The sequence below is a fragment of the Sphingomonas sp. 2378 genome (assembly GCF_038084995.1).
GTDB lineage: Bacteria > Pseudomonadota > Alphaproteobacteria > Sphingomonadales > Sphingomonadaceae > Sphingomonas.
In genome coordinates, this window is sequence record NZ_JAXCMJ010000004.1 from 1 (window position 1) to 20,925 (window position 20,925).

A 20,925-nucleotide genomic window follows, 5' to 3' on the forward strand; every position below is an offset into this window, starting at 1 on the left:
TCCCCGTTCCCCTGCCCCCCGCTCCGTCCATGGCAACGGGCGGCGGCTATGTCCCCGCCGTCTTCGGCGGCTGGGGTGGTTTCGGCGGCGGCTGGGGCGGCGGGTTTGGCGGGGGCTTCGGGTTCGGCGGTGGCGGCGGGTCGAGCGGGAGCATCGTCATCTCCTCGACCAGCAGCGGCGGTTCGACCTCCACCTCCTCGGCATCGGGCGGTTCGGGCGGCTCGTCCACCTCGACCGGCGGGGTCAGCAGCACCTCGTCCTCGGGCAATGTGTCGAGCACTTCGTCCAGCGGCAACGTCTCTTCGACATCATCTACCGGAGGGTCGTCGACCTCCTCGGGGAATGTGTCCTCGACCAGTTCCTCGTCGGGCAATGTCAGTTCTTCGAGCGCGTCGAGCGCATCCTCGGCGTCGTCCGCATCCTCGGCCTCGTCGAGCGGCTATGGATCGAGTAGCGACGGCTGGTCGTCCAACGGTTCGTCGGCCAGTTCGGCCTCGTCCGCCTCCAGCACATCCTCGGCGTCGAGCGCATCATCGGCGAGCAGCGCATCGTCTTCGGGCAACGACCATACGCCGCCACCCACGCCGGTTCCCGCACCGCCGATGGTGCTGTTGTTCGGGGCGGCGGCGGCGGCGCTGGTGATCCGGCGGCGCCTGACCGAGGCCAAGCCCGCCTGAACCACTGCCCCGCCGCCGCGTGCGGCGGGCCTTACGCCTTTTGCAGCGCGGCCTCGATCTCGGGCACCGGATGACCGGTCAGGTCCTTGGCCAGTTCGCCGACCAGCCGATCCTCGACCGTCTTGTGATAATGCTTGCGCAACTCGCCCAGCGTCTTGGGCGGTGCGACGACGATCAGCGCCTCGAACTCGTTGGCGAGCGCGCGGCGCTTCAGCATGTCGGCGGTTTCGGCGGCGAAGCGATCCTCCTCCTGCTGGTGATAGTCGGTTTCGCCCATCGACCCGCGCGAAGCGGCAAACTGCGCACCCTGCCCGCCGCCGCCGGCCTGATTCGATCCGCCCTGCGCGATGGCGGGCGCACCCGCGCCGCTCTGCGTCGAGGAGGCGGAACCGGCGCTGTCGGTCTTCTGGTCGCGGTCGGCGGGATTGGGATGCTCGACCGCGTGTTCGACGACCAGATTGGGGTATTCGGCGTCGCCTTCGTTGCGGAAGAACAGGCTCTTGCGGCCATCGACGACCAGCACGAAACTGTTATGCGGTACCTGCATCGCGTTTCTCCTTCTCTTTGCAAGGGGATAACGCGGAGGCTTCGGCACGGGTTGCGTGACGGCGGAGCGGAGGCCATAGCCTCGCCCCCATGCACGACATCCGCCTGATCCGGGACGACCCCGCCGCCTTCGACGCACGCCTTGCCAAGCGGGGCGCCGATCCCCTGGCCGAGAGCCTGATCGCGATCGACGAGCGCCGCCGCGCGATCGTCGCCGAAGCGCAAGCGGCGCAGACCCGCCGCAACGACCTGTCCAAGCAGATCGGCCAGGCCAAGGCGGCGCGCGACGAGACACGCGCACAGGCGCTGATGGACGAGGTCGCCTCGCTCAAGGCCAGGCTGCCCGAGCTGGAGGAGCAGGAACGCCAGGTCGAGGCGGAGCTGAACACCGCGCTCGCCGCCATCCCCAACCTGCCCGCCGCCGATGTGCCCGAGGGCGCGGACGAGCATGACAATGCGCTGGTCCACCAGAAGGGCGAGCCGACCGCCTTCGCCTTCGCGGCGCGCGAGCATGACGCCATCGCCCCGGCGCTGGGCATGGATTTCGAGACCGGCGTGGCGCTGTCGGGCGCCCGCTTCACGCTGTTGCGCGGGGCCATGGCACGGCTGTCGCGGGCACTCGGCCAGTTCATGCTCGACAAGATGACGGAGGAGAACGGCTTCGAGCTGGTCCAGCCGCCGCTGCTGGTCCGCGACGAGGTCGCCTTCGGGACCGGCCAGTTGCCGAAGTTCGCCGAGGACCTGTTCCGCACCACCGATGGCCGCTGGCTGATCCCCACTGCCGAGGTGTCGCTGACCAACATCGTGCGCGAATCGATCCTGTCGGAGGCGGAGCTGCCGCTGCGCTTCACCGCGCTGACCCCCTGTTTCCGGTCGGAAGCGGGCGCGGCGGGACGGGACACGCGCGGCCTGATCCGCCAGCACCAGTTCGACAAGGTCGAGATGGTGTCGATCACCACCCCCGACCAGTCGGACGCCGAGCATGAGCGGATGACCGCCGCCGCCGAGGGCGTGCTGGAGGCGCTGGGCCTGCCCTATCGCCGGATGCTGCTGTGCACCGGCGACATGGGCTTCTCGGCGGCGCGGACCTTTGACCTGGAGGTCTGGCTGCCCGGACAGGCACGCTATCGCGAGATTTCGTCCTGCTCGACCTGCACCGATTTCCAGGCGCGGCGGATGATGGCCCGCTATCGCCCGACCGAAGGCAAGGGGACGCGCTTCGTCCATACGCTCAACGGCTCCGGCCTGGCGGTGGGTCGCACCCTGGTCGCGGTGATCGAGAATTATCAGCAGGCCGACGGCTCGGTCGTCGTGCCCGAGGCGCTTCGCCCCTATCTCGGCGGACAGGCGGTGCTGGAGCCGCGCTGATGCGCATCCTGCTCACCAATGACGACGGCTATCACGCGCCGGGGCTCGCCGCGCTGGAGCGGATCGCGGCGACGCTGTCGGACGATGTCTGGATCGTCGCGCCCGCCGAGGATCAGTCGGGGACCAGCCGCTCGCTGACCCTGACCCGGCCGATGCGGCTGCGCCAGTTCGGCGAACGTCGCTTCGCCGTCACCGGCACGCCGACCGATTCGGTGTTGATGGCGCTGGGCGAGGTGATGGCGGACCGGAAGCCCGACCTGATCCTGTCGGGGGTCAATCGCGGCGCCAATCTGGGCGAGGACGTGTTCTATTCCGGGACGGTTTCTGCCGCGATGGAAGGTGCGCTGGCAGGCATCCGCTCGATCGCGCTCAGCCAGCGTTATGCGGTCCAGGGGGTCGGCGACGCGGTGTCCTTCGCCACGGCGGAGGCTTGGGGCGAGCGGGTGTTGCGTCCGTTGCTGACCATGGATTTCGGGCCCCGGACATTGGTCAACATCAACTTCCCGCCGGTCGCGCCGGAAGCGGTAAAGGGCATCCGCGCCACCCGACAGGGCCTGCGCGATTATGGCCGGGCCAAGCTGGAGCGGCGAAGCGATCCGCGCGGATATGATTATTACTGGCTGGCGCTGGGTCGCCTGCCGCATCAGCCGGGCGACGACACCGATCTGGATGCGATAGCCGAGGATTGCATCTCCGTCACGCCGCTGCATCTCGACCTGACGCACGCTGCGTCGCTTGCTATGCTCGGCGCGGCATATCGCTGAACATGGTCTTGGGGGACTTGGGGTGAATCGGAGTTTCGGGCCCGTGGCGGGCGTCGTCGGGGCCTCGCTGCTGCTGTCGGCCTGCATCCCCCATATGGAGCCGCCCATGGCCGCGAGCGAGCCCGTCGCTCCGTCGCCACCGGCCACGCCGCTGCCCGCACCGGCCATGGCCAGCCCCGCCACGCCACAAGCCGTGGCGACGCCCGCGCCCCGCAAGGTCGCGCCTCGCGCACCCATCCGCCGCTCGGTGCCCGCGACGCCGCGCCGTACCGCACCGCCTATTGCAACGACGCCTCCCGTCGTCGCGCCCGTCAAGGAGCCGGTCTCCAGCCTGCCCGCGCCGCGCCCTTCCTGGGAAATCCGCCCCGTCGCCCCGGATGCGAAGGAAATCCCCGCCTCCGTCTATGTCGTCCAGCCAGGCGACACGCTGCGCGGCGTGGCGGACCGGACGGGCGCGGGGTCGGAGGCGATCGCGCGCGCCAACGGCTTGAGCGCTCCCTTCCTCATCCGCGCGGGGCAGCGGCTGACCATCCCCGCCGGGCGCTATCATCTGGTCCGGTCAGGCGAGAGCGGCATCGCGATCGCGCGGGCTTATGGCGTGCCCTGGTCACGCATCGTCGAGGCGAATGCGCTGGCCGAACCCTATGTGCTGCGCGCGGGCCAGCGCATCCTCATCCCCGGCACCACTGCCACGGGCACCGGCACGCCCGTCACCAGCAGCGCGGCGGAGCGGGCGGCGGCCTTCACGTTGGACGTGGACGACATCCTGACCGGCGGCGAACCCGCGCTCGCGACCAACCAGGCCCCCGCCAAGCCCAGCGCGACGCCCGCCCGCGTCTTGCCGCCGACCGCCGTGGTCGCGGCCCCCAGCCGGTTGCGCTCCGGCTTCGCCTGGCCGGTGGAGGGCAAGGTGATCAAGCGCTTCGGCGCGGGCTCCAGCGGCGAGCGCAACGACGGCATCAAGATCGCCGTTCCCATCGGCACCCCGATCAAGGCCACGGCGGACGGCGTGGTCGCCTATGTCGGCGACGGCATCGCGGCGCTGGGCGGCCTGGTCATCGTCAAACATGGCGATGGCTGGACCAGCGTCTATGGCCATGCCTCCAAGCTGATGGTCCAGCGCGGGCAGAGCGTGAAGCGCGGACAGACGCTGGCGCTGTCGGGCCAGACCGGTTTCGCCGATCGCCCCGAACTCCATTTCGAACTGCGCCGGGGCCGCACACCCGTCGATCCGATGAGCCAGCTGCCCGGACGCTGACCACTTCCCCGATCCTGAACACCGCCTAACACGCTGTTCAGGATCGGGAACGCCACACCCTGTCATAGGTTGGAAACGATCATGGGGCCGGTGCCCCCGGGAGTTGGCGTATGAAGAAGATGTTCCAGGCTTTGGCCGCGATCGGCCTGTCGGTGGCGGGTATCGCGACGGCGACGGCGCTTCCCGTGTCGAGCGCTGAGGCCCAGTCCTGGCGCGGCGATGGCCCGCGTTATGACCGGGATCGGCGAGACGACCGCCGCGACTGGCGTCAGAACGACCGCCGCGACTGGCGGGGCGAGCGGCGCGGCTGGCGCGACGACCGCCGCCGGGGTCGCGACGACTGGCGCGGTCGGCGTGAGGCCCGGACCCAGCGCGAACTGGACCGGGCGCGTCGCACCCCCGGCTATGTCGATCCGCGCTCGCAGGGCGACTATACCAATTATAATGGTCGTGGCTCTGGCTATCGCCCATGCACCTATGTCCAGCGCGGGGGCCGGACGGTCTGTCGCTGACGCCGGCGCCTATGGAGGGTGACGAACCGGGATCGGCGGTGTAACGAGCGGCCATCATGGCATACACGTCCGATCTGCTTCGCACCCTCGACGAACGGGGTTACGTCCACCAGATGACCGACGCCGCCGCGCTGGACCGGCTGGCGGCGTCGGGCGTGGTGCCCGGCTATATCGGCTTCGATCCGACCGCGCCATCGCTGCATGTCGGGCATCTCGTGTCGATCATGATGCTGCGACAGTTGCAGCGCAACGGCCACAAGCCGATCGTCCTCATGGGTGGCGGGACCGGCAAGGTCGGCGATCCAAGCTTCAAGGACGAATCGCGCAAATTACTCACCGAGGACACGATTTCGGCCAATGTTGCGTCGATCAAACGCGTCTTCGAACGGTTCCTGACCTTCGGCGATGGCCCGACGGATGCGGTCATGGTCGACAATGCCGATTGGCTGGACAAGCTCGAATACATCCCCTTCCTTCGCGACATAGGCCAGCATTTCTCGGTCAATCGCATGCTGTCGTTCGACTCGGTGAAGCTGCGCCTCGATCGAGAGCAGTCGCTCAGCTTCCTTGAATTCAACTACATGATCCTGCAGGCTTATGATTTCCTCGAGCTCTCGCGGCGTTCAGGCTGCCGTCTGCAAATGGGCGGATCGGATCAATGGGGAAATATCGTCAACGGCGTGGAGCTTGCTCGACGGGTTGATGGAACCCAGGTATTCGGCCTGACCACGCCACTATTGACGAATGCGGACGGCACCAAGATGGGCAAGACGGTCGGCGGCGCGGTTTGGCTCAACGAAGACCAGTTGCCGCATTTCGATTACTGGCAATTCTGGCGCAACACTGCCGATGCCGATGTCGGGGTGCGCCTGCGCCTGTTCACCGACTTGCCGATGGACGAGATCGCCCGGCTGGAGGCGCTGAAAGGCGCGGAGATCAACGAGGCCAAGAAAATCCTCGCCAATGAAGCGACCGCCATGTGCCGCGGCCGCGCGGCGGCGGACGAGGCGGCGGAGACGGCGCGGCGAACCTTTGAAGAAGGGTCTACGGGCGCGGCGCTGCCGAGCTTTGCGGTGGCGGGCGGCTCCATCGGGATCGTCGATGCGCTGGTCGGGCTGGGCTTCGCCAAGTCCAAGGGCGAAGCGCGGCGGTTGATCGCGGGCGGGGGCGCGCGGGTGGATGGCGAGAAGGTGTCGGACGAGAATGCCGTCATCGCCGTCGGGGCCGAGTCGGTGAAGCTGTCTTCGGGCAAGAAGAACCACGGGTTGCTGACGGCGGGGTGATTCCCTTGGCCTTTGACTACGCTCACGCTGAACGGGGTATTTCTATAATTTCTGTTCCCCGGCGAAGGCCGGGGCCCAGTTGCGGTGAATGATCGAGGGGGGAGTGCTGCTGCCTCCCCCTCACCGCCTTGGCGCGCTACCAACGGCCTGGAGCCTGGGCCCCGGCCTCCGCCGGGGTCGAGAGAGGGTCTGCTCCCCACCCCCGTCCAGCCTGAGCGAAGTCGAAGGCCACGCCCGGTGCTATCCCCGCTTCACCACCACCGCCCCCGCGATCACCAGCGCCACTCCGACGACCTTCCCCATCGTTACCGGCTCGCCCCGAACCCCGAACAACCCGAAGTGATCGACGATCAGCGCGGCGACCAACTGGCTGGCGATGGCCGCCGTCAACGCCACCGAAATCCCCAGACGCGGCGCGGCATAGGCCAGCACCGCGACGAACCCCGCCCCGTAAAATCCGCCCAGCCATGCCCAACCCGGCGCGCCCTTCAAGGCCGCAGGGTTGGTCCGGTCGATCGCGGCCCAGGCCGCCGCCAGAACCACCGCCCCGATCAGGAACGACGTCAGCGCCGCCAGAACCACCGACCCCGAGGCCTTGGCGAGCGCGGCATTGGTTGGCGGCTGGATCGCCAGTCCGATACCGGCGATCAGGACGAGGATGAGCGGAAAGATGGCTGCCATATCGGCGCACCCAACGCCGGGCGCGCCGCTTCGTTCAGCCGGATCGCAACAGCGCCACACCCGCATCGCGCTCGAACAGATAGAGCGCCGTCCGCGCCGCCTGGCCACGCGGTGCCTCCAGCCCGCCGTCGCGGTCGATCAGCAGCCGCGCATCGTCCTGCGCGCATTGCATCAGGTCGGCCATGTTCTCCGGCGTCGCCAGCCTGAACGCCATCTCGCCCGATTGTCGCGTGCCGAGCAGTTCGCCCGCACCGCGCAACCGCAAATCCTCCTCGGCGATGCGGAAGCCGTCATTGGTTTCGCGCATCAGGGCAAGGCGCGCCCGCGACGTCTCCGACAGATGCGAGCCCCGCAGCAACAGGCAGCGCGACAGCCCCCCGCCCCGCCCGACGCGCCCGCGCAACTGGTGCAACTGCGCCAGCCCGAACCGGTCGGCATGTTCGATCACGATCAGCGTGGCGTTGGGCACGTCCACCCCGACCTCGATCACCGTCGTCGCGACCAGCACGCCCAGCCGTCCGCCCGCGAACGCCTCCATCACGGCGTCCTTTTCGGCGGGCTTCATCTTGCCATGGACCAGCCCCACCCGCTCGCCGAACCGCGCGCGTAAGGTTTCGGCGCGCATCTCGGCGGCGGCGAGGTCGGATTTCTCGCTCTCCTCGACCAGCGGACAGACCCAATAAGCCTGCCCCCCGTCCGACAGATGCCGCCCCAGCGCGTTGACCACCTCGTCCAGCCGATCCTCGGACACCACGCGTGTCTCGATCGGCTGGCGGCCGGGCGGCATTTCGTCCAGTCGGCTGACATCCATCTCGCCATAATTGGCCAGCGTCAGGGTGCGCGGGATCGGCGTCGCGGTCATCGCGAGCAGATGCGGCGGGGCCTTGCCCTTGGCGGACAACATCATCCGCTGCGCCACGCCGAAGCGGTGCTGCTCGTCCACCACCACCAGCGCCAGATCGCGATACGTCACCGTTTCCTGGAAGATCGCGTGGGTGCCAACGAGAATGTCGATCTCCCCCGCCGCCAGCGCCATCAGCGTCGCCTCACGCGCCTTGCCCTTGTCGCGCCCGGTCAGCACCGCGATCTCGACCGGCAGCCCGGCGAGGGTCTTGCGCAACGTCTCATAATGTTGACGCGCCAGGATTTCGGTCGGGGCCAGCATCGCCGCTTGCGCCCCCGCCTCGACCGCGATCAGCATCGCCATCGCCGCGACCAGCGTTTTGCCCGCACCCACATCGCCCTGGAGCAACCGCAGCATCGGCGCGTCCTGCGCCAGATCGCCCTCGATCTCGCGCACCGTCCGGCTTTGCGCGCCGGTCAGCGTATAGGGCAGCCTGAGCATATCCCGCAGTCGCCCATCGCCGTTCAGCGCCCGCCCCCGCCGCTTGCGGGTGTCGGCGCGCACCAGAGTCATCGCCAGCTGATTGGCGAACACCTCGTCATAACCCAGCCGCTCGCGCGCCTTGGCGTCCGCCGGATCGGCATGGATGCGGGCAAGGGCTTGCCGCCAATCGGGCCAGCCGCGCTGCGCCTTCAGCCCCGGCTCGATCCATTCGGGCAGTTCGGGCGCCCGCTCCACCGCCTGCGCGGCCAGCGCCCCCAGCCGCCGCGAGGTGATCCCCTCCGACAGCGGATAGATGGCCTCGCGCTCGCGGAAATCCTCGGTGCTGTCGCCCAGATCGGGATGCACGATCTGCAAATCCTGACCGTAGAGATCAAGGCGACCCGAAACGACTTTCGTCTCGCCGATCGGCAGCAGCTTTTTCACCCAGCCCGAATTGCCGCCGAAATAGACCAGCGCCACGCTGTTACCCGCCGCGTCCTCGGCCCGCACGCGGGTCGGACCGCGCGGGGATGACGAAACGCGATGTTCCTTCACGGTCAGCGGGATCGCGATCACCCGCCCCGCATCCGACGCCATCAGTTCGTCGCGGGGCACGCGGTCGATATGCCCGGTCGGCAGATGGAAGGCGACATCGACCACCCGCGCGATGCGCAGGCGTTCGAGCGGCTTGGCGAGGCCCGGCCCGACGCCTTTCAGCGACGTGACCTCGGCGAACAGCGGATTGAGGATATCGGGACGCATGACTAGATGGGTCTGTATAGCCTACCCGCCGCATGCCGCCAGAGTGTGCGGAAAATCTCGTCCGATCGGAGCCCCATGGACCACGAAACCCGTATCAAGCGCCTTCGCTTCCGCGCATGGCATCGCGGCACCAAGGAAGCCGACCTGATGATCGGCGGCTTTTTCGATGCGCATCACGAGACGCTGAGCCAGGACGAACTCGACTGGTTCGAGGCGCTGCTGGAGGAACAGGATGTCGATATCATGGCCTGGGCCATCGGCACCCAGCCTTGCCCCCCGCAATGGGACGGCCCGGTGATGCAGCGGATGCGCGCGCTGAATTTCGTGCCGATCGCCCGATAACTTATTCCTGCGCGGACATTCAACTGCCTGAGGTAGGATAACGTAGATACGAGCCTAGCCCCTCCCCTTCAGGGGAGGGGTTGGGGTGGGGCCTCACCACGAGCGATACGCTTGCGGAAGCGCCCCACCCCCGGCCCCTCCCCTGAAGGGGAGGGGTGAATGACGCAAATGACATCATGCCCTAACTCCCCAGTTTCGGAACCCCATGCCAGACATCAAGACGATCCTGTCCGCCCAGAGCCCGCTGACCCTGTCGGGCGTTCCGGCGGGGTTCCTGCCGGTGCTGCTCGCCGATCTGGCGCGCGCCGCGCCGACGCGGGCGGTGTTCATCTGCGCGGACGAAGCGCAGATGCGCGAACTGGCCTCGACCGCGACCTATTTCGCGCCCGAACTGGAAATATTGCAGATCCCCGCCTGGGACTGCCTGCCCTATGACCGCGCCTCGCCCACGCTTCGCGTCATGGCGGAGCGGATCGCGGGGCTGCACCGGCTTCAGGCCAAGCCCAAGACTCCGCAACTCGTCCTGACCACGGCCAATGCCGCGACGCAGCGGGTGCTGACCCCGTTCCGCATCCGGCAACTCGTCGCGCGCCTCGCCCCCGGCGAGCGGATCGGGCTGGAAAAGCTGGCGACGCTGCTCCAGGCGAACGGCTATGTCCGCACCGAGACCGTGCACGACCAGGGCGAGTTCGCGGTGCGCGGCGGGCTGGTCGACCTGTTCCCCAGCGGTGAGGAACAGGCGCTCCGCCTCGATTTCTTCGGCGACGAGATCGAGAGCGTCCGCACCTTCGACCCCGCCGACCAGCGGACCACGGGCCGGATCGAAGGCTTCACCCTGCTCCCCGCTTCGGAGGCTTTGCTCGACGAGGAATCGATCAAGCGTTTCCGCACCCGCTACCGCGAGACCTTCGGCGCGACCGCGACCGGCGATCCGCTCTATCAGGCGGTGTCCGAGGGGCGGCGCATGGCGGGGATGGAGCATTGGCTGCCGCTGTTCGAGGAGAAACTCTCGACACTGTTCGACCATCTCGGCGACGGCGCGGTGGTGGTGCGCGACAGCGGCGTCGCGGCGGCGGCAACGGGGCGTTTCGATGCGATCGCCGACTATTATGAGAACCGCAAACGTGCCGAAGCGGCGCAACCGGGCAGCTTCCGGCCGCTTCCCGCCAAGTCGCTCTATCTCGCCAACAAGGAGTGGGAAGCAGGGCTGGAGGCCGCGACCGCGCATCTCGTCTCGCCCTTCCACGAGCCGGAGAGCAAGTCCGTCCTCGACTTCGAGGTGGACGGCGCGCGCGACTTCGCCCCGGAACGCGCGGCCCATGCCAATATCTATGAGGCGGTGGTCGATCACGTCGAAGCCTTGCGCAAGGAAGGCCGCAAGCCCGTCCTCGCCAGCTATTCGGTCGGCGCGCGCGAGCGACTCGGCAGCCTGCTGAAAGACCATGGGCTGAAGGGGGCCAAGGCCGCCGAAACCTGGCAGGAAGCACTGGGTATCGCCGATACGTCGAAGAGCTTCGGCGTCGCTTTGGTCGTCCTGCCGCTCGACCATGGCTTCACCGCGCCGGGCATCGCGGTGCTGACCGAGCAGGACATGCTGGGCGACCGGCTGATCCGGCGGCAGAAGCGGCGCAAATCGGCCGACGCCTTCCTCGCCGAACTGGCGACGCTTTCGCCCGGCGATCTGGTGGTGCACTCGGATCACGGTATCGGTCGCTATGAGGGGCTGACCTCGATCCCGGTCGGCAAGAGCCCGCATGACTGCGTCGCGCTCTCCTATGCGGGGGGCGACAAGCTGTATGTGCCGGTCGAAAATCTCGAAGTCCTGACCCGCTACGGCTCGGGCGAGGACGGCGCGACGCTGGACCGGCTGGGCGGCGAGGCGTGGCAGCGGCGCAAGGCGAAGATGAAGGAGCGGATCCGCGAGATCGCGGGTGAGCTGATCGCCGTCGCCGCCGAACGTGCGCTGCGCCCCGGCGAGGTGGCCGAGCCGGACAGCGCGGGCTATCCGGCATTCGTCGACCGCTTCCCCTATGAGGAAACCGACGATCAGGACCGGGCGATCGACGATGTGCTGGGCGACCTGACCGCAGGCAAGCCGATGGACCGGCTGATCGTCGGCGACGTGGGCTTCGGCAAGACCGAGGTGGCCCTTCGCGCCGCTTTCGTCGCGGCGATGGCGGGGATGCAGGTGGCGGTGGTCTGCCCCACCACCCTGCTCGCGCGCCAGCATTACAACAACTTCGTTCAGCGGTTCGAGGGCTTCCCGATCAAGATCGGCCGTCTCTCGCGCCTCGTCACGGCCACCGAAGCAAAGCGGACCAAGGACGGCGCAGGCTCGGGCGATATCGATATCGTCGTCGGCACCCATGCGCTGCTCGCCAAGAATGTCGAGTTCAAGCGGCTCGGCCTCGTCATCGTCGACGAGGAACAGCGGTTCGGCGTGACCCATAAGGAACGGCTGAAGGCGCTGAAGGCGGATGTCCATATGCTGACGCTGACCGCGACGCCGATCCCGCGCACGCTGCAAATGGCGATGTCGGGCCTGCGCGAATTGTCGGTGATCCAGACGCCGCCGGTCGATCGCCTGGCGGTACGGACCTATGTCATGCCCTGGGACCCGGTGGTGCTGCGCGAGGCTCTCTTGCGTGAACATTATCGCGGCGGGCAGAGCTTCCTCGTCACCCCGCGCGTCGCCGATCTGCCGGATATCGAGGACTATCTGCGCAAGGAGGTGCCCGAGGTCCGCTATGTCGTCGCCCACGGCCAGATGTCGGCCACCGAAGTCGAGGAGCGCATGTCCGCCTTCTACGACCGCAAGTTCGAGGTGCTGGTGTCCACCACCATCATCGAGAGCGGCATCGACATCCCCTCCGCGAACACGATGATCGTCAACCGCGCCGATCGCTTCGGCCTGGCCCAGCTTTACCAGCTTCGCGGGCGGGTCGGCCGGTCGAAGACGCGCGCCTATGCCTATATGGTCACCCCGCCGGAGCGGATGATGACCGAGGCGGCGGAAAAGCGGTTGAAGGTGCTGTCCGACCTCGACTCGCTGGGCGCGGGGTTCCAGTTGGCCAGCCATGATCTCGACATTCGAGGGGCCGGCAATCTGCTCGGCGACGAACAATCGGGACATATCAAGGAGGTCGGCTACGAACTCTACCAGTCGATGCTGGAAGAGGCGATCCTGGAGGCCAAGGCGGGCGGCGCGTTCGAGAAGAAGCGCGACTTCTCGCCCCAGATCACCGTCGATGCGCCCATCCTGATCCCCGACGATTACGTCCCCGATCTCGACCTGCGCATGGGGCTCTATCGCCGCCTCAACGATCTGGAAAAGCACAGCGAAGTCGAGGAATTCGCCGCCGAGATGATCGACCGCTTCGGCCCGCTGCCCGAGGCGACCGACAATCTGATCCAGGTCATCAAGATCAAGCTGAACGCCAAGACCGCCTGCATCGCCAAGATGGATGTCGGCCCGCGCGGGGTGCTGGTGGCGTTCCACGACAACCGCCCGCCCAATGTCGACGGCTTGTTCGCCTATGTCGAGCGGCTGGGCGACCTCGCCAAGCTGCGTCCCGACGGCAAGCTGGTCCTCAACCGCGCCTGGCCCGATGCCAAGGCGAGGCTGCACGGCGCACTGCAATTGTCGAAAGGATTGGCGAAGGCGGCGGGCTGATCCCATCCTCCCCATCAACGATGGAGAGGGGGACCGCCGGGCGCAGCCTGGTGGTGGAGGGGCATGGCCCCCGCCCCTCCACCATCGCTGACGCGATGGTCCCCCTCCCCAAGCACAGCTTGGGGAGGAATTGCGTTTAGCTGCTGTGATCCACGACGATCTTCCAGCCATCGCCGCGGCGTTCGAAGACCAGCGTCGTCATCCCGCTTTCCTCCTCCGCGCCGCCCGACAGGTTCCACCGCGCGAACAGGATTCGACGTTCGCCGATCGGCTTGAGTTCGAGAAAGTCGAAGCGCAGCGTTCCCCGGCTGTTGCCCGAATCGACGAAGCTGCGCCGGTAATTGTCGGCGATGGCGGTCTTGCCCTTGATCAGGCCCCGCTTGCCGACGAAGATCGCGTCGGGGGCATAGATCGCCATGAACCGGTTGAGATCGCCCGCATTCCACCCCGCCGCGCTGGCCAGCATGGCGGCGCGAATGCCCGCCGCCGCCGGATCGCTCGCCGGGGTCGCCGCCTGCGCCATCGCGGGAGCCGCGACCAGCGCCGCCATCATCGTCATACCGCGCATTGCACCTCCTCCTCGACCATCGCCCGCAGCGCCTCTTCATCGAGCGGCGCGGCGCGCAGGAAACCCTGATAGGTCTGGCACCCCAGCCGCCCCAGCAACTGGGCCTGGTCGTGCGTCTCGACCCCTTCGGCGATGATCGCCATGCCCAGCCGCGCCGCGATCCGGATGATGCCGCGCACCACCACCCGACCCCGCGTCGTCCCATCGACCTCCGCCACCAGCGACCGGTCGAGCTTGATCGCATCGACCGGCAGACTGGTCAGATAGGCGAGGCTGGAATAGCCGGTGCCGAAGTCATCGATCGCGATCCGCACGCCTGCATCGCGCAGCACCTCCAGCACGCCCGCCGCCCGGTCCAGTTCGCTGATCAAGCCCGTCTCGGTGATCTCGGCGGTCAGGCGATCGATGGGGAAGCCGCTATCGGCGACCCGGTCGAGGAACAGCCGCGCGAAACCCGCCCGCGCGACATCGGCGGCGGTGATGTTGATCGACAGGCGCAGATGCGACAGCGCGGACGGCCATTTCGCCGCCCGCTGCAACGCCATCTGCTGGATATGATCCGACAGCGCCAGCCCCAGATCGGCGCGCTCGGCGGCGGCGAACAGCGGGTCGGCCCCCAGCGGCCCCAACGTCGGATGCCGCCATCGGGCGAGTGCCTCCACGCCCGAGATCAGCCCGGTGGCGATCGCCACCTGCGGCTGGAACACGATGTCGATCTCGCCCCGCTCGATGGCGTGATGAAGATCGGCGGCCAGCACGTCGAGCGGCGCGACATCGCCCGGATGCGCGAATCGCAGCATCGAACCGTCGCTGACACGCGCCCGCGACAGCGCCTCCCCCGCCCGCGCGAGCAGGCTGGCCGGGTCCTCCCCCGCCCGGTGCGTCGCCAGCCCCAGCCGGACGCCCAGGCGGATGGGCACCGCCCCCGCCTGGAACGGCGTGGCGAGCAACGCCTCCAGCATCTCGGCGACGGCGCGGGCCCGGTCCGCGTCGATCACGCCCGCCATCACGAATTCCGCACCGCCCGAGCGCGCGACGATCGCGCGATCGCCGAACGCCTCTTCGGCGGCGGCCTGCATTCGCGCCTCGACCCCGCGCAGCAGCATATTGCCCGCCGGACGGCCATGCGCGGCGTTGATCAGGTCCAGCCGCGACAGGGCGACGATGATCGCGACACAGGGTTCGCCACGGCCGATGGCCTCGGCGATCCAGCGATGCACCTCCCCCACCTCGCCATCCGCATGAGTGCGCCGCCGCCGTACGTCGAGCGTACGCCGGGCATGGCGCTCGGCCAGTTTCAGCGAGGCATGGATCATCGCATCCCCGGCATCGGCGGCCAGCACATGCGTCGCCCCCGCCGACAAAAAGGCCTCCAGCGTCTCGCTCGTGATATCGGGCACGACGACCAGCATCGCGGCCCCCGTCGCCGCGATCACCGCGCCCAGCGCCTGTGCGGCGCGCAATCCCGCATCGCCCCGCCCCCGCGCATCGATCAGCGCGACCCGCGCCTCGCTCGCCAGAAACGATCCGACGAGCGTATCCCCCGCGGGCGGATCGCCGTCGCCCGGCGCCATCGACCAGATGGCCCAGCCCGCCCGGATGATTGCTTCGTCCAGCATCGCAGGATGTTGGAACGAAAGCGCAAAGACCGCCGTTCCTCTGCGGTGGGCGTTAAAACCGAATTCATCCTGCGTCATGGGCGCACCCTATCCACCGGCTTGGACAAGACCAATGGCAATCCGCCTTGCCCGCGTCCCGTCATGGGGCTAACTTCATGACAATGGGTTGCACCAATGCCTCGACTGTCGGATCGATTGCCGAGCCGCGTTCGACCGGGGGGTCGTTGATCGACCAGCATGGCCGCACGATCCGCTATCTGCGGATTTCGGTGACCGACCGGTGCGACCTGCGCTGCCGCTATTGCATGGCGGAGCAGATGACCTTCCTGCCGCGCGCCAAGCTGCTGAGCCTGGACGAGATCGCGATCATCGCCGAACGCTTCATCGCGCGCGGCGTGACCCGCATCCGCCTGTCGGGTGGGGAGCCGCTGGTCCGGCGCGACGTGGCCGATCTGGTCCGCCGCCTGGGCAGCCATGTCGGGCATGGCCTGGACGAACTGACCATGACGACCAATGCCACGCGGCTGGCCGAGCATGCGGCGACGCTGGTCGATGCGGGCGTGCGTCGGATCAATGTCAGCCTGGACAGCCTCGATCCCGAGCGCTTCCGCTACATTACCCGGCACGGCGACGTGAATCAGGTGATCCATGGCATATTGACCGCGCGCGACGCCGGGCTGGCGATCAAGATCAACATGGTCGCTCTGAAAAGCCTGAACGAGGACGAGATCGCCTCGATGCTCGAATGGTGCGTGACCGAGGGGCTGGACCTGTCACTGATCGAGACGATGCCGCTGGGCGCGATCGATGAGGACCGGGTCGACCGTTTCCTGCCGCTGACCGAGGTGTTCGACCGGCTTTCCGCACGTTTCCCGCTGGTTCGCGCCGGGCATCGCACCGGCGGCCCGGCCCGCTATTGGCAGGTGGAGGGCACCGACACCAGGCTCGGGCTGATTTCGCCGCTGACCGCGAATTTTTGCGACGGCTGCAACCGTGTGAGGCTGACGACCGAGGGCAAGCTGTATATGTGTCTCGGTCATGAGGATCAGGTGGATTTGAAGGCCGCGCTGCGCGACGGCGGGGTTGCCGGGCTGGACGCCGCGCTAAATGCGGGGCTGGCGGCGAAGCCCGCGCGGCACGACTTCCGGATCGAGGCGGGGTCGGCCCCGGCGGTATCGCGTCATATGAGCGTGACCGGCGGATGACCCTTCCCGTTCGGCGGGCGCTGGTCGCCTCGCCCACCGCACCGGCCCAGGCGGCGGTCGCCGACCTGCTCAACAGCGCCGATTGGGTCGATTTCGACGAAGCCGATTATGTCATCGCGCTGGGCGGCGACGGCTTCATGCTCCAGACGCTCCACCGCATGCTGGAGCGGCGGCGCGGGCCGGTGCCGGTGTTCGGTATGAACCTGGGCACGGTCGGCTTCCTGATGAACGAATGGCGCAGCTATGGGCTGGAAGACCGGCTCGCCCGCGCCAAGCCGTTCCGCGTCACCCCGCTACAGATGACGGCGACCGGGATCGACGGGCGCGTGCACCAGTTGCCCGCGATCAACGAAGTCTCGCTGCTCCGCGAAACCCGCCAAACCGCCAAGCTGGAAGTCATGGTCAACGGACGGGTGGTCCTGCCCGAACTGGCCTGTGACGGGATATTGGCCGCGACGCCGGCGGGCTCGACCGCCTATAATTTCTCCGCACAGGGGCCGATCCTGCCACTCGGCTCGGCGCTGATCGCGCTGACCCCGATCAGCCCCTTTCGGCCCCGTCGCTGGCGCGGCGCGATCCTGCCCGACAAGGCGCGGATTTCGATCCGCGTGCTCGATCCCGGCAAGCGCCCCGTCTCGGCGGTCGCCGACCAGCGCGAGGTGCGCGACGTGGCGCAGGTCGATATCTGCATGGACCGCTCGCGCGAGTTGACCCTGATGTTCGATCCCGAACACGCGCTCGACGACCGCATCACCATGGAGCAGTTCGTCGCCTAGTTCGGATCGACATTCAGATATGCCCTTTTTCCCCTCTCCCCTATCCAAGGGAGAGGGAAGAAGAGTCGCAGGAATGTCGATTGCCCCCCAGGCCGTCGAATTATCCACAGCTTTGGCGGATGGACTTACGCAAAACCGTCAAAAAAGGGGTTGCGGCATTTTTCGAGCCCTTTATAGGACCCCTCCACAGCGCCGGAACATTCCCTGATAGCTCAGCGGTAGAGCTCTCGACTGTTAATCGAGCGGCCGTAGGTTCGAATCCTACTCAGGGAGCCACCGGCGCTGTCTCTTCCCCGACAGCGCCAGCCATGACGGATCAGCCGTCGATCACATGCGGCACGAACCGCGCGGTGTTCGAAGTGATCAGCCCGTCCTCGCGAATCCCCATCCCCACCGGTGCGCCGTCGACCACCCAGCTTCCCAAGACCGGATAGCATCCCGGCGCGGTTTCCGGCAGGCGGTAGAGCGACTGGTAGATATAGCCCTCCTCGCCATAGTCCCCCGCCGTTTCCGCCACGATGGCCCCGGCCCGGCGGATCGAGACGTTCGCCCCCTCCCGCGACAGCAGCGGCTTGGCGACCGCATCTCCGTTCGGAACGGTGAAGCTGGCGGGCAACAGGTTCGGATGGCCGGGGAACAGGTCCCACAGCACCGGCAGGATCGCCTTGTTCGACCAGATCATCTTCCAGATCGGCTCCAGCCAGATCAGGTCGCCCCGCTCCAGATTGTCGAGCAGATGCGGCGCGAACTCCTCATGGACCAGCCATTCCCAGGGATAGAGCTTGAACAGAGCCTCGATCCGCATGTCCGCTTCATCGACGAAGCAATGCGCATCATGGTCCCATCCGATGCGCTCCATCAGGATCGGCACCGTCGTGATCCCCGCCGCCTCCGCCGTGTCGCGCAGATAGGCCGCCGTCACCGCATCCTCGCCCGCCATGTCGGCGACATGCGCGACGTGGAGCGTGGCGGGCAGATGGGGTGCGATCTCCCGCCAGCGCGCGACCATGGCCTCGTGCAGGCTGTTGAACTGGTCGAGCGCCGGGAAACATTCCTCCTTCCACGCCCATTGCACCACCGCCGCTTCCAGCAGAGAGGTCGGCGTGTCGCAGTTGAATTCGAACAATTTGGGCGCATCGCTGCCGTCGAAGCCCAAGTCGAACCGCCCGAAATTGAGCGAGGGCGGCTCCGCCTCCCACGCCTCGCGAATGGGGTCGTGAAAGGCGGGCGGGATGGCGAATCGACGAAGCAGGGCCGGATCGCCGACCACCGCCTCCCCCGCCGCCAGGAACAGGCGATAGAGTTCGGTCGTCGCCGCCTCGATCCGGTCGATCTGCCCGCGCGTGAAGCGGTAGCAGGCGCTTTCGTCCCAATAGGGCCGCGTCTCGCCCGCATGCCAGATCAGGCCCAGCGCCTCGACCTTGGCGCGCCAGTCGGGCCGGGGCGAGAGCGTCTCGCGGATCATGCGTGGATGCTACCGAAACGCGAGGCGGACGCGCCGAAGCCGCCACGACTGACTGCCGCCGCGCGCGTCATCGCGCTCCTCGCCGGTGCGACGGCGTAGCGCGCACCCGATGCAGGGCGGAAGCTGCCCCCCGTCGCCCGCTCGCCATAAAAGGGAATGGGGCGACCGCGCCCCAGAAAATACCAGAAGGCCCCGCTGCCGCCCATACGCGTCTGTCGGCAGCGATCGTCGGGCAGGCGCTTGCCCTGCGCGTCGGTGCAGATCGCAGTATCCTGCTCGGCGGTCCAGCCGTCATCGGCATTGGACCGGTTGCAACCGCTGGCCAGCAACGCGGCGGCCATCGCGGTGGTCCACTTCAGATCGAAAGCCATGATTTCCCTTCCGCCGGACACCATGGGGCAGTCGAAGGGCCTTTGGCTAGAGGCCAGCAAAAAGGGGATTTCGCCGGGGCGAACCCGATGACATCCCCTTTGCCGGTCAACGCCTTAGCGGCAACGAACCTTGCCGCGATCGATCGACCGACCGAGCAGCGCGCCGCCACCCGCGCCGAGCAGCGTGCCCAGCGTGCCGCCGCCAATCACATTGCCCAGCACACCGCCGCCGACCGCGCCCACGACCAGACCGGTCGTGCCGTCGTTGCGCTTGCAATAGGTCCGACCGTCACGGCCCCGGAACACCTGATCGTCGCGGTTCAGGCGACGTTCGCGGGCATTGCTCCGTCGATAGTCGCGCGAGGCGTCCCAATCCTGACGGTCGCCATGCCAGCGATAGTCGCGGTCCTGCGCGACGGCGGGGGTGGCGGCGATGGGGGCCGCGACGGTAACGACGGCCAAAGCGGCGAGCAGGGCTTTCATGGCAGGTCTCCTTTTCCTCAAGCCCGCACAACGCATGTCCGATCAAGCCGTTCATTTCGGCTCGTCTCATGGCCCCGCTGGAACGAAGTCCCGCGGTCGGGCATGATGGGGCCATGCGCCAAGCCACCACCCTGTTGTCCGTCGATACCCATGGTCAGGGCCTGACCGAGATCACCCGTGCCGTGTCCGCCTGGGTGGGTGAACAGGATATGGACGAGGGGCTGCTGACCCTTTTCTGCCGCCACACCTCGGCCTCGCTGATCATCCAGGAAAATGCCGCGCCGGAGGTGAAGACCGATATCCTCGACTATTTCGCCCGGCTCGCGCCGGAGGACCGGAACGCCTATGCCCATGACGATGAAGGGCCCGACGACATGCCCGCGCATCTGCGCAGCATCCTGACCGGCGTCCATCTGTCGATCCCGCTGATCGGCGGACGGCTGATGCTCGGGACGTGGCAGGGCATCTATCTGTTCGAACATCGGCGGGCGCCGCATCGGCGACAGATCGCCGTGCATATTGCCGGTGCGTGACGCACTATTCATCGCGGGAGCAAAACCGTTCATCGACCGTTTTGTCGGGATGGGCTACACAGCCGCCAGCTACAGGGCTGTTGCCGGCCGGTTCCGCCGGGTGGCAAGGAAAGGAAGAAGTGTCCATGCAATTCGGTCGGAAGATCGCGCTCGCGCTGCTCGGCGCCAGCACCTTGATGGTCGCGGGATGCGCGACCGAAACCGCCTATCGCCCGGCCACGGGTTCGGGCTTCTACCGCACCGGCTATTCCGAGCAGCAGATCGAGCCCGGTCGCTTCATCGTCAGCTTCGCGGGCAACACCGTCACGTCGCGCGACACGGTCGAGCGCTATCTGTTGTTCCGTGCGGCCGAGCTGACGCTGGCCAATGGCTATGACTATTTCGTCATGGCCGACCGCGACACCCAGTTGCGCTCGCGCACCTATTCGACGCCCGGCGCGTTCGGACCCGGCTTCGGCGGCTGGGGCGGCGGCTGGTGGGGCCCGTCCTGGCGCTATTATGGGCGCGGCTTCGGCTGGCGTAGCTGGGACCCGTTCTGGGGCGATCCCTTCTTCGGCAACAACATGGATATCAACACCATCGACCGCTACGAAGCGACCGCCGAAGTCGTGATGCGCAAGGGTCCGATCCCGCGCGACAATCTGCGCGCCTTCGACGCGCGGGCGATCGTCAGCACGATCGGGCCGACGGTGGTCCTGCCGAAATAATCGCT

The 20,925-nt window shown here is 67.6% G+C and carries 21 protein-coding genes and 1 tRNA gene; 12 read left to right on the top strand and 10 right to left on the bottom strand.

Annotated features, from left to right (window positions below; genetic code table 11):
• Nucleotides 1-46 precede the first annotated feature (46 nt).
• The 3 genes from SM191_RS03155 to SM191_RS03165 all read right to left on the bottom strand — a co-directional run bounded on the left by SM191_RS03155 (nt 47) and on the right by SM191_RS03165 (nt 1,224).
• The gene (locus SM191_RS03155; RefSeq protein ID WP_341504950.1) at nt 47-373 is read right to left on the bottom strand and encodes a hypothetical protein; all 327 of its coding nucleotides are present in this window, start codon (nt 371-373) and stop codon (nt 47-49) included.
• Between the two features lie 66 nt (nt 374-439).
• On the bottom strand, nt 440-667 hold the full coding sequence (locus SM191_RS03160; protein WP_341504951.1) for a hypothetical protein: 228 nt from the start codon (nt 665-667) through the stop codon (nt 440-442).
• Between the two features lie 41 nt (nt 668-708).
• Nucleotides 709-1,224 (bottom strand): host attachment family protein, encoded by a 516-nt coding sequence (locus SM191_RS03165; protein WP_306999858.1) that lies wholly within the window; start codon nt 1,222-1,224, stop codon nt 709-711.
• Nucleotides 1,225-1,313: 89 nt separating this feature from the next.
• Between SM191_RS03165 and serS the strand changes: the two genes are divergently transcribed.
• The 5 genes from serS (at nt 1,314) to tyrS (ending at nt 6,408) form a co-directional block, all read left to right on the top strand.
• Nucleotides 1,314-2,591, top strand: coding sequence for a serine--tRNA ligase (gene serS / locus SM191_RS03170; protein ID WP_341504952.1), 1,278 nt, complete (start codon nt 1,314-1,316; stop codon nt 2,589-2,591).
• Entirely contained in the window at nt 2,591-3,355 is a 765-nt protein-coding gene (gene surE, locus SM191_RS03175) for a 5'/3'-nucleotidase SurE (protein ID WP_341504953.1), read from the top strand. The genes serS and surE overlap by 1 nt, the downstream gene beginning before the upstream one ends.
• Nucleotides 3,356-3,398: 43 nt before the next feature.
• Nucleotides 3,399-4,613 (top strand): peptidoglycan DD-metalloendopeptidase family protein, encoded by a 1,215-nt coding sequence (locus tag SM191_RS03180; protein WP_341504954.1) that lies wholly within the window; start codon nt 3,399-3,401, stop codon nt 4,611-4,613.
• Between the two features lie 110 nt (nt 4,614-4,723).
• The gene (locus tag SM191_RS03185) at nt 4,724-5,125 is read left to right on the top strand and encodes a hypothetical protein (RefSeq protein ID WP_341504955.1); all 402 of its coding nucleotides are present in this window, start codon (nt 4,724-4,726) and stop codon (nt 5,123-5,125) included.
• Nucleotides 5,126-5,178: 53 nt separating this feature from the next.
• Nucleotides 5,179-6,408 carry a tyrosine--tRNA ligase gene (tyrS, locus tag SM191_RS03190; protein ID WP_341505061.1) on the top strand — a complete coding sequence of 410 codons (1,230 nt, stop codon included), beginning with the start codon at nt 5,179-5,181 and terminating at the stop codon, nt 6,406-6,408.
• A gap of 240 nt (nt 6,409-6,648) precedes the next feature.
• On the opposite strand, the gene SM191_RS03195 is transcribed toward tyrS, so the two are convergent.
• Nucleotides 6,649-7,089 carry a DMT family transporter gene (locus SM191_RS03195; RefSeq protein WP_341504956.1) on the bottom strand — a complete coding sequence of 147 codons (441 nt, stop codon included), beginning with the start codon at nt 7,087-7,089 and terminating at the stop codon, nt 6,649-6,651.
• 34 nt (nt 7,090-7,123) lie between these two features.
• A complete protein-coding gene (gene recG / locus SM191_RS03200; protein ID WP_341504957.1) occupies nt 7,124-9,178 on the bottom strand; it encodes an ATP-dependent DNA helicase RecG in 2,055 nt (684 codons plus the stop codon).
• A gap of 75 nt (nt 9,179-9,253) precedes the next feature.
• On the opposite strand from recG, the gene SM191_RS03205 reads away from it, so the two are divergent.
• On the top strand, nt 9,254-9,520 hold the full coding sequence (locus SM191_RS03205) for an FAD assembly factor SdhE (RefSeq protein ID WP_341504958.1): 267 nt from the start codon (nt 9,254-9,256) through the stop codon (nt 9,518-9,520).
• Nucleotides 9,521-9,725: 205 nt separating this feature from the next.
• Nucleotides 9,726-13,193, top strand: a complete 3,468-nt coding sequence (mfd, locus tag SM191_RS03210; protein WP_341504959.1) for a transcription-repair coupling factor — start codon at nt 9,726-9,728, stop codon at nt 13,191-13,193.
• A gap of 136 nt (nt 13,194-13,329) precedes the next feature.
• Here mfd and SM191_RS03215 read toward each other — a convergent pair whose 3' ends face one another.
• Both SM191_RS03215 and SM191_RS03220 read right to left on the bottom strand, forming a co-directional pair.
• Nucleotides 13,330-13,761, bottom strand: coding sequence for a YybH family protein (locus SM191_RS03215; RefSeq protein ID WP_341504960.1), 432 nt, complete (start codon nt 13,759-13,761; stop codon nt 13,330-13,332).
• A complete protein-coding gene (locus SM191_RS03220) occupies nt 13,749-15,380 on the bottom strand; it encodes a GGDEF domain-containing phosphodiesterase (protein ID WP_341504961.1) in 1,632 nt (543 codons plus the stop codon). The genes SM191_RS03215 and SM191_RS03220 overlap by 13 nt, the downstream gene beginning before the upstream one ends.
• Nucleotides 15,381-15,541: 161 nt before the next feature.
• Here SM191_RS03220 and moaA point away from each other — a divergent pair, with 161 nt between their 5' ends.
• The 3 genes from moaA (at nt 15,542) to SM191_RS03235 (ending at nt 17,637) form a co-directional block, all read left to right on the top strand.
• A complete protein-coding gene (moaA, locus tag SM191_RS03225) occupies nt 15,542-16,585 on the top strand; it encodes a GTP 3',8-cyclase MoaA (protein WP_341505062.1) in 1,044 nt (347 codons plus the stop codon).
• Nucleotides 16,582-17,361 carry an NAD kinase gene (locus SM191_RS03230; RefSeq protein ID WP_306999831.1) on the top strand — a complete coding sequence of 260 codons (780 nt, stop codon included), beginning with the start codon at nt 16,582-16,584 and terminating at the stop codon, nt 17,359-17,361. The genes moaA and SM191_RS03230 overlap by 4 nt, the downstream gene beginning before the upstream one ends.
• A 201-nt stretch (nt 17,362-17,562) precedes the next feature.
• Nucleotides 17,563-17,637 (top strand) — tRNA-Asn (locus SM191_RS03235).
• Between the two features lie 40 nt (nt 17,638-17,677).
• On the opposite strand, the gene SM191_RS03240 is transcribed toward SM191_RS03235, so the two are convergent.
• From SM191_RS03240 to SM191_RS03250, 3 genes are all read right to left on the bottom strand, one after another.
• Nucleotides 17,678-18,826: a glutathionylspermidine synthase family protein gene (locus SM191_RS03240; RefSeq protein WP_341504962.1), complete on the bottom strand. Its 1,149-nt coding sequence runs from the start codon at nt 18,824-18,826 to the stop codon at nt 17,678-17,680.
• A complete protein-coding gene (locus SM191_RS03245; protein ID WP_306999829.1) occupies nt 18,823-19,197 on the bottom strand; it encodes a hypothetical protein in 375 nt (124 codons plus the stop codon). Before SM191_RS03245 ends, SM191_RS03240 begins: the two co-directional genes overlap by 4 nt.
• Before the next feature lie 114 nt (nt 19,198-19,311).
• Nucleotides 19,312-19,680 carry a glycine zipper 2TM domain-containing protein gene (locus SM191_RS03250; RefSeq protein WP_306999828.1) on the bottom strand — a complete coding sequence of 123 codons (369 nt, stop codon included), beginning with the start codon at nt 19,678-19,680 and terminating at the stop codon, nt 19,312-19,314.
• Nucleotides 19,681-19,793: 113 nt separating this feature from the next.
• On the opposite strand from SM191_RS03250, the gene SM191_RS03255 reads away from it, so the two are divergent.
• Nucleotides 19,794-20,213: a secondary thiamine-phosphate synthase enzyme YjbQ gene (locus SM191_RS03255; RefSeq protein WP_341504964.1), complete on the top strand. Its 420-nt coding sequence runs from the start codon at nt 19,794-19,796 to the stop codon at nt 20,211-20,213.
• 125 nt (nt 20,214-20,338) lie between these two features.
• A complete protein-coding gene (locus SM191_RS03260; protein WP_306999825.1) occupies nt 20,339-20,920 on the top strand; it encodes a CC0125/CC1285 family lipoprotein in 582 nt (193 codons plus the stop codon).
• The last annotated feature ends 5 nt before the right edge of the window (nt 20,921-20,925 follow it).

Coding starts and splice junctions, on each gene's coding strand:
- SM191_RS03165 (WP_306999858.1), bottom strand. CDS start 1,224: ATGCAGGTACCGCATAACAGTTTCGTGCTGGTCGTCGATGGCCGCAAG.
- SM191_RS03260 (WP_306999825.1), top strand. CDS start 20,339: ATGCAATTCGGTCGGAAGATCGCGCTCGCGCTGCTCGGCGCCAGCACC.
- recG (WP_341504957.1), bottom strand. CDS start 9,178: ATGCGTCCCGATATCCTCAATCCGCTGTTCGCCGAGGTCACGTCGCTG.
- moaA (WP_341505062.1), top strand. CDS start 15,542: ATGGGTTGCACCAATGCCTCGACTGTCGGATCGATTGCCGAGCCGCGT.
- SM191_RS03185 (WP_341504955.1), top strand. CDS start 4,724: ATGAAGAAGATGTTCCAGGCTTTGGCCGCGATCGGCCTGTCGGTGGCG.
- SM191_RS03250 (WP_306999828.1), bottom strand. CDS start 19,680: ATGAAAGCCCTGCTCGCCGCTTTGGCCGTCGTTACCGTCGCGGCCCCC.
- serS (WP_341504952.1), top strand. CDS start 1,314: ATGCACGACATCCGCCTGATCCGGGACGACCCCGCCGCCTTCGACGCA.
- surE (WP_341504953.1), top strand. CDS start 2,591: ATGCGCATCCTGCTCACCAATGACGACGGCTATCACGCGCCGGGGCTC.
- SM191_RS03215 (WP_341504960.1), bottom strand. CDS start 13,761: ATGCGCGGTATGACGATGATGGCGGCGCTGGTCGCGGCTCCCGCGATG.
- SM191_RS03240 (WP_341504962.1), bottom strand. CDS start 18,826: ATGATCCGCGAGACGCTCTCGCCCCGGCCCGACTGGCGCGCCAAGGTC.
- mfd (WP_341504959.1), top strand. CDS start 9,726: ATGCCAGACATCAAGACGATCCTGTCCGCCCAGAGCCCGCTGACCCTG.
- SM191_RS03245 (WP_306999829.1), bottom strand. CDS start 19,197: ATGGCTTTCGATCTGAAGTGGACCACCGCGATGGCCGCCGCGTTGCTG.
- SM191_RS03195 (WP_341504956.1), bottom strand. CDS start 7,089: ATGGCAGCCATCTTTCCGCTCATCCTCGTCCTGATCGCCGGTATCGGA.
- SM191_RS03220 (WP_341504961.1), bottom strand. CDS start 15,380: ATGCTGGACGAAGCAATCATCCGGGCGGGCTGGGCCATCTGGTCGATG.
- SM191_RS03230 (WP_306999831.1), top strand. CDS start 16,582: ATGACCCTTCCCGTTCGGCGGGCGCTGGTCGCCTCGCCCACCGCACCG.
- SM191_RS03205 (WP_341504958.1), top strand. CDS start 9,254: ATGGACCACGAAACCCGTATCAAGCGCCTTCGCTTCCGCGCATGGCAT.
- SM191_RS03255 (WP_341504964.1), top strand. CDS start 19,794: ATGCGCCAAGCCACCACCCTGTTGTCCGTCGATACCCATGGTCAGGGC.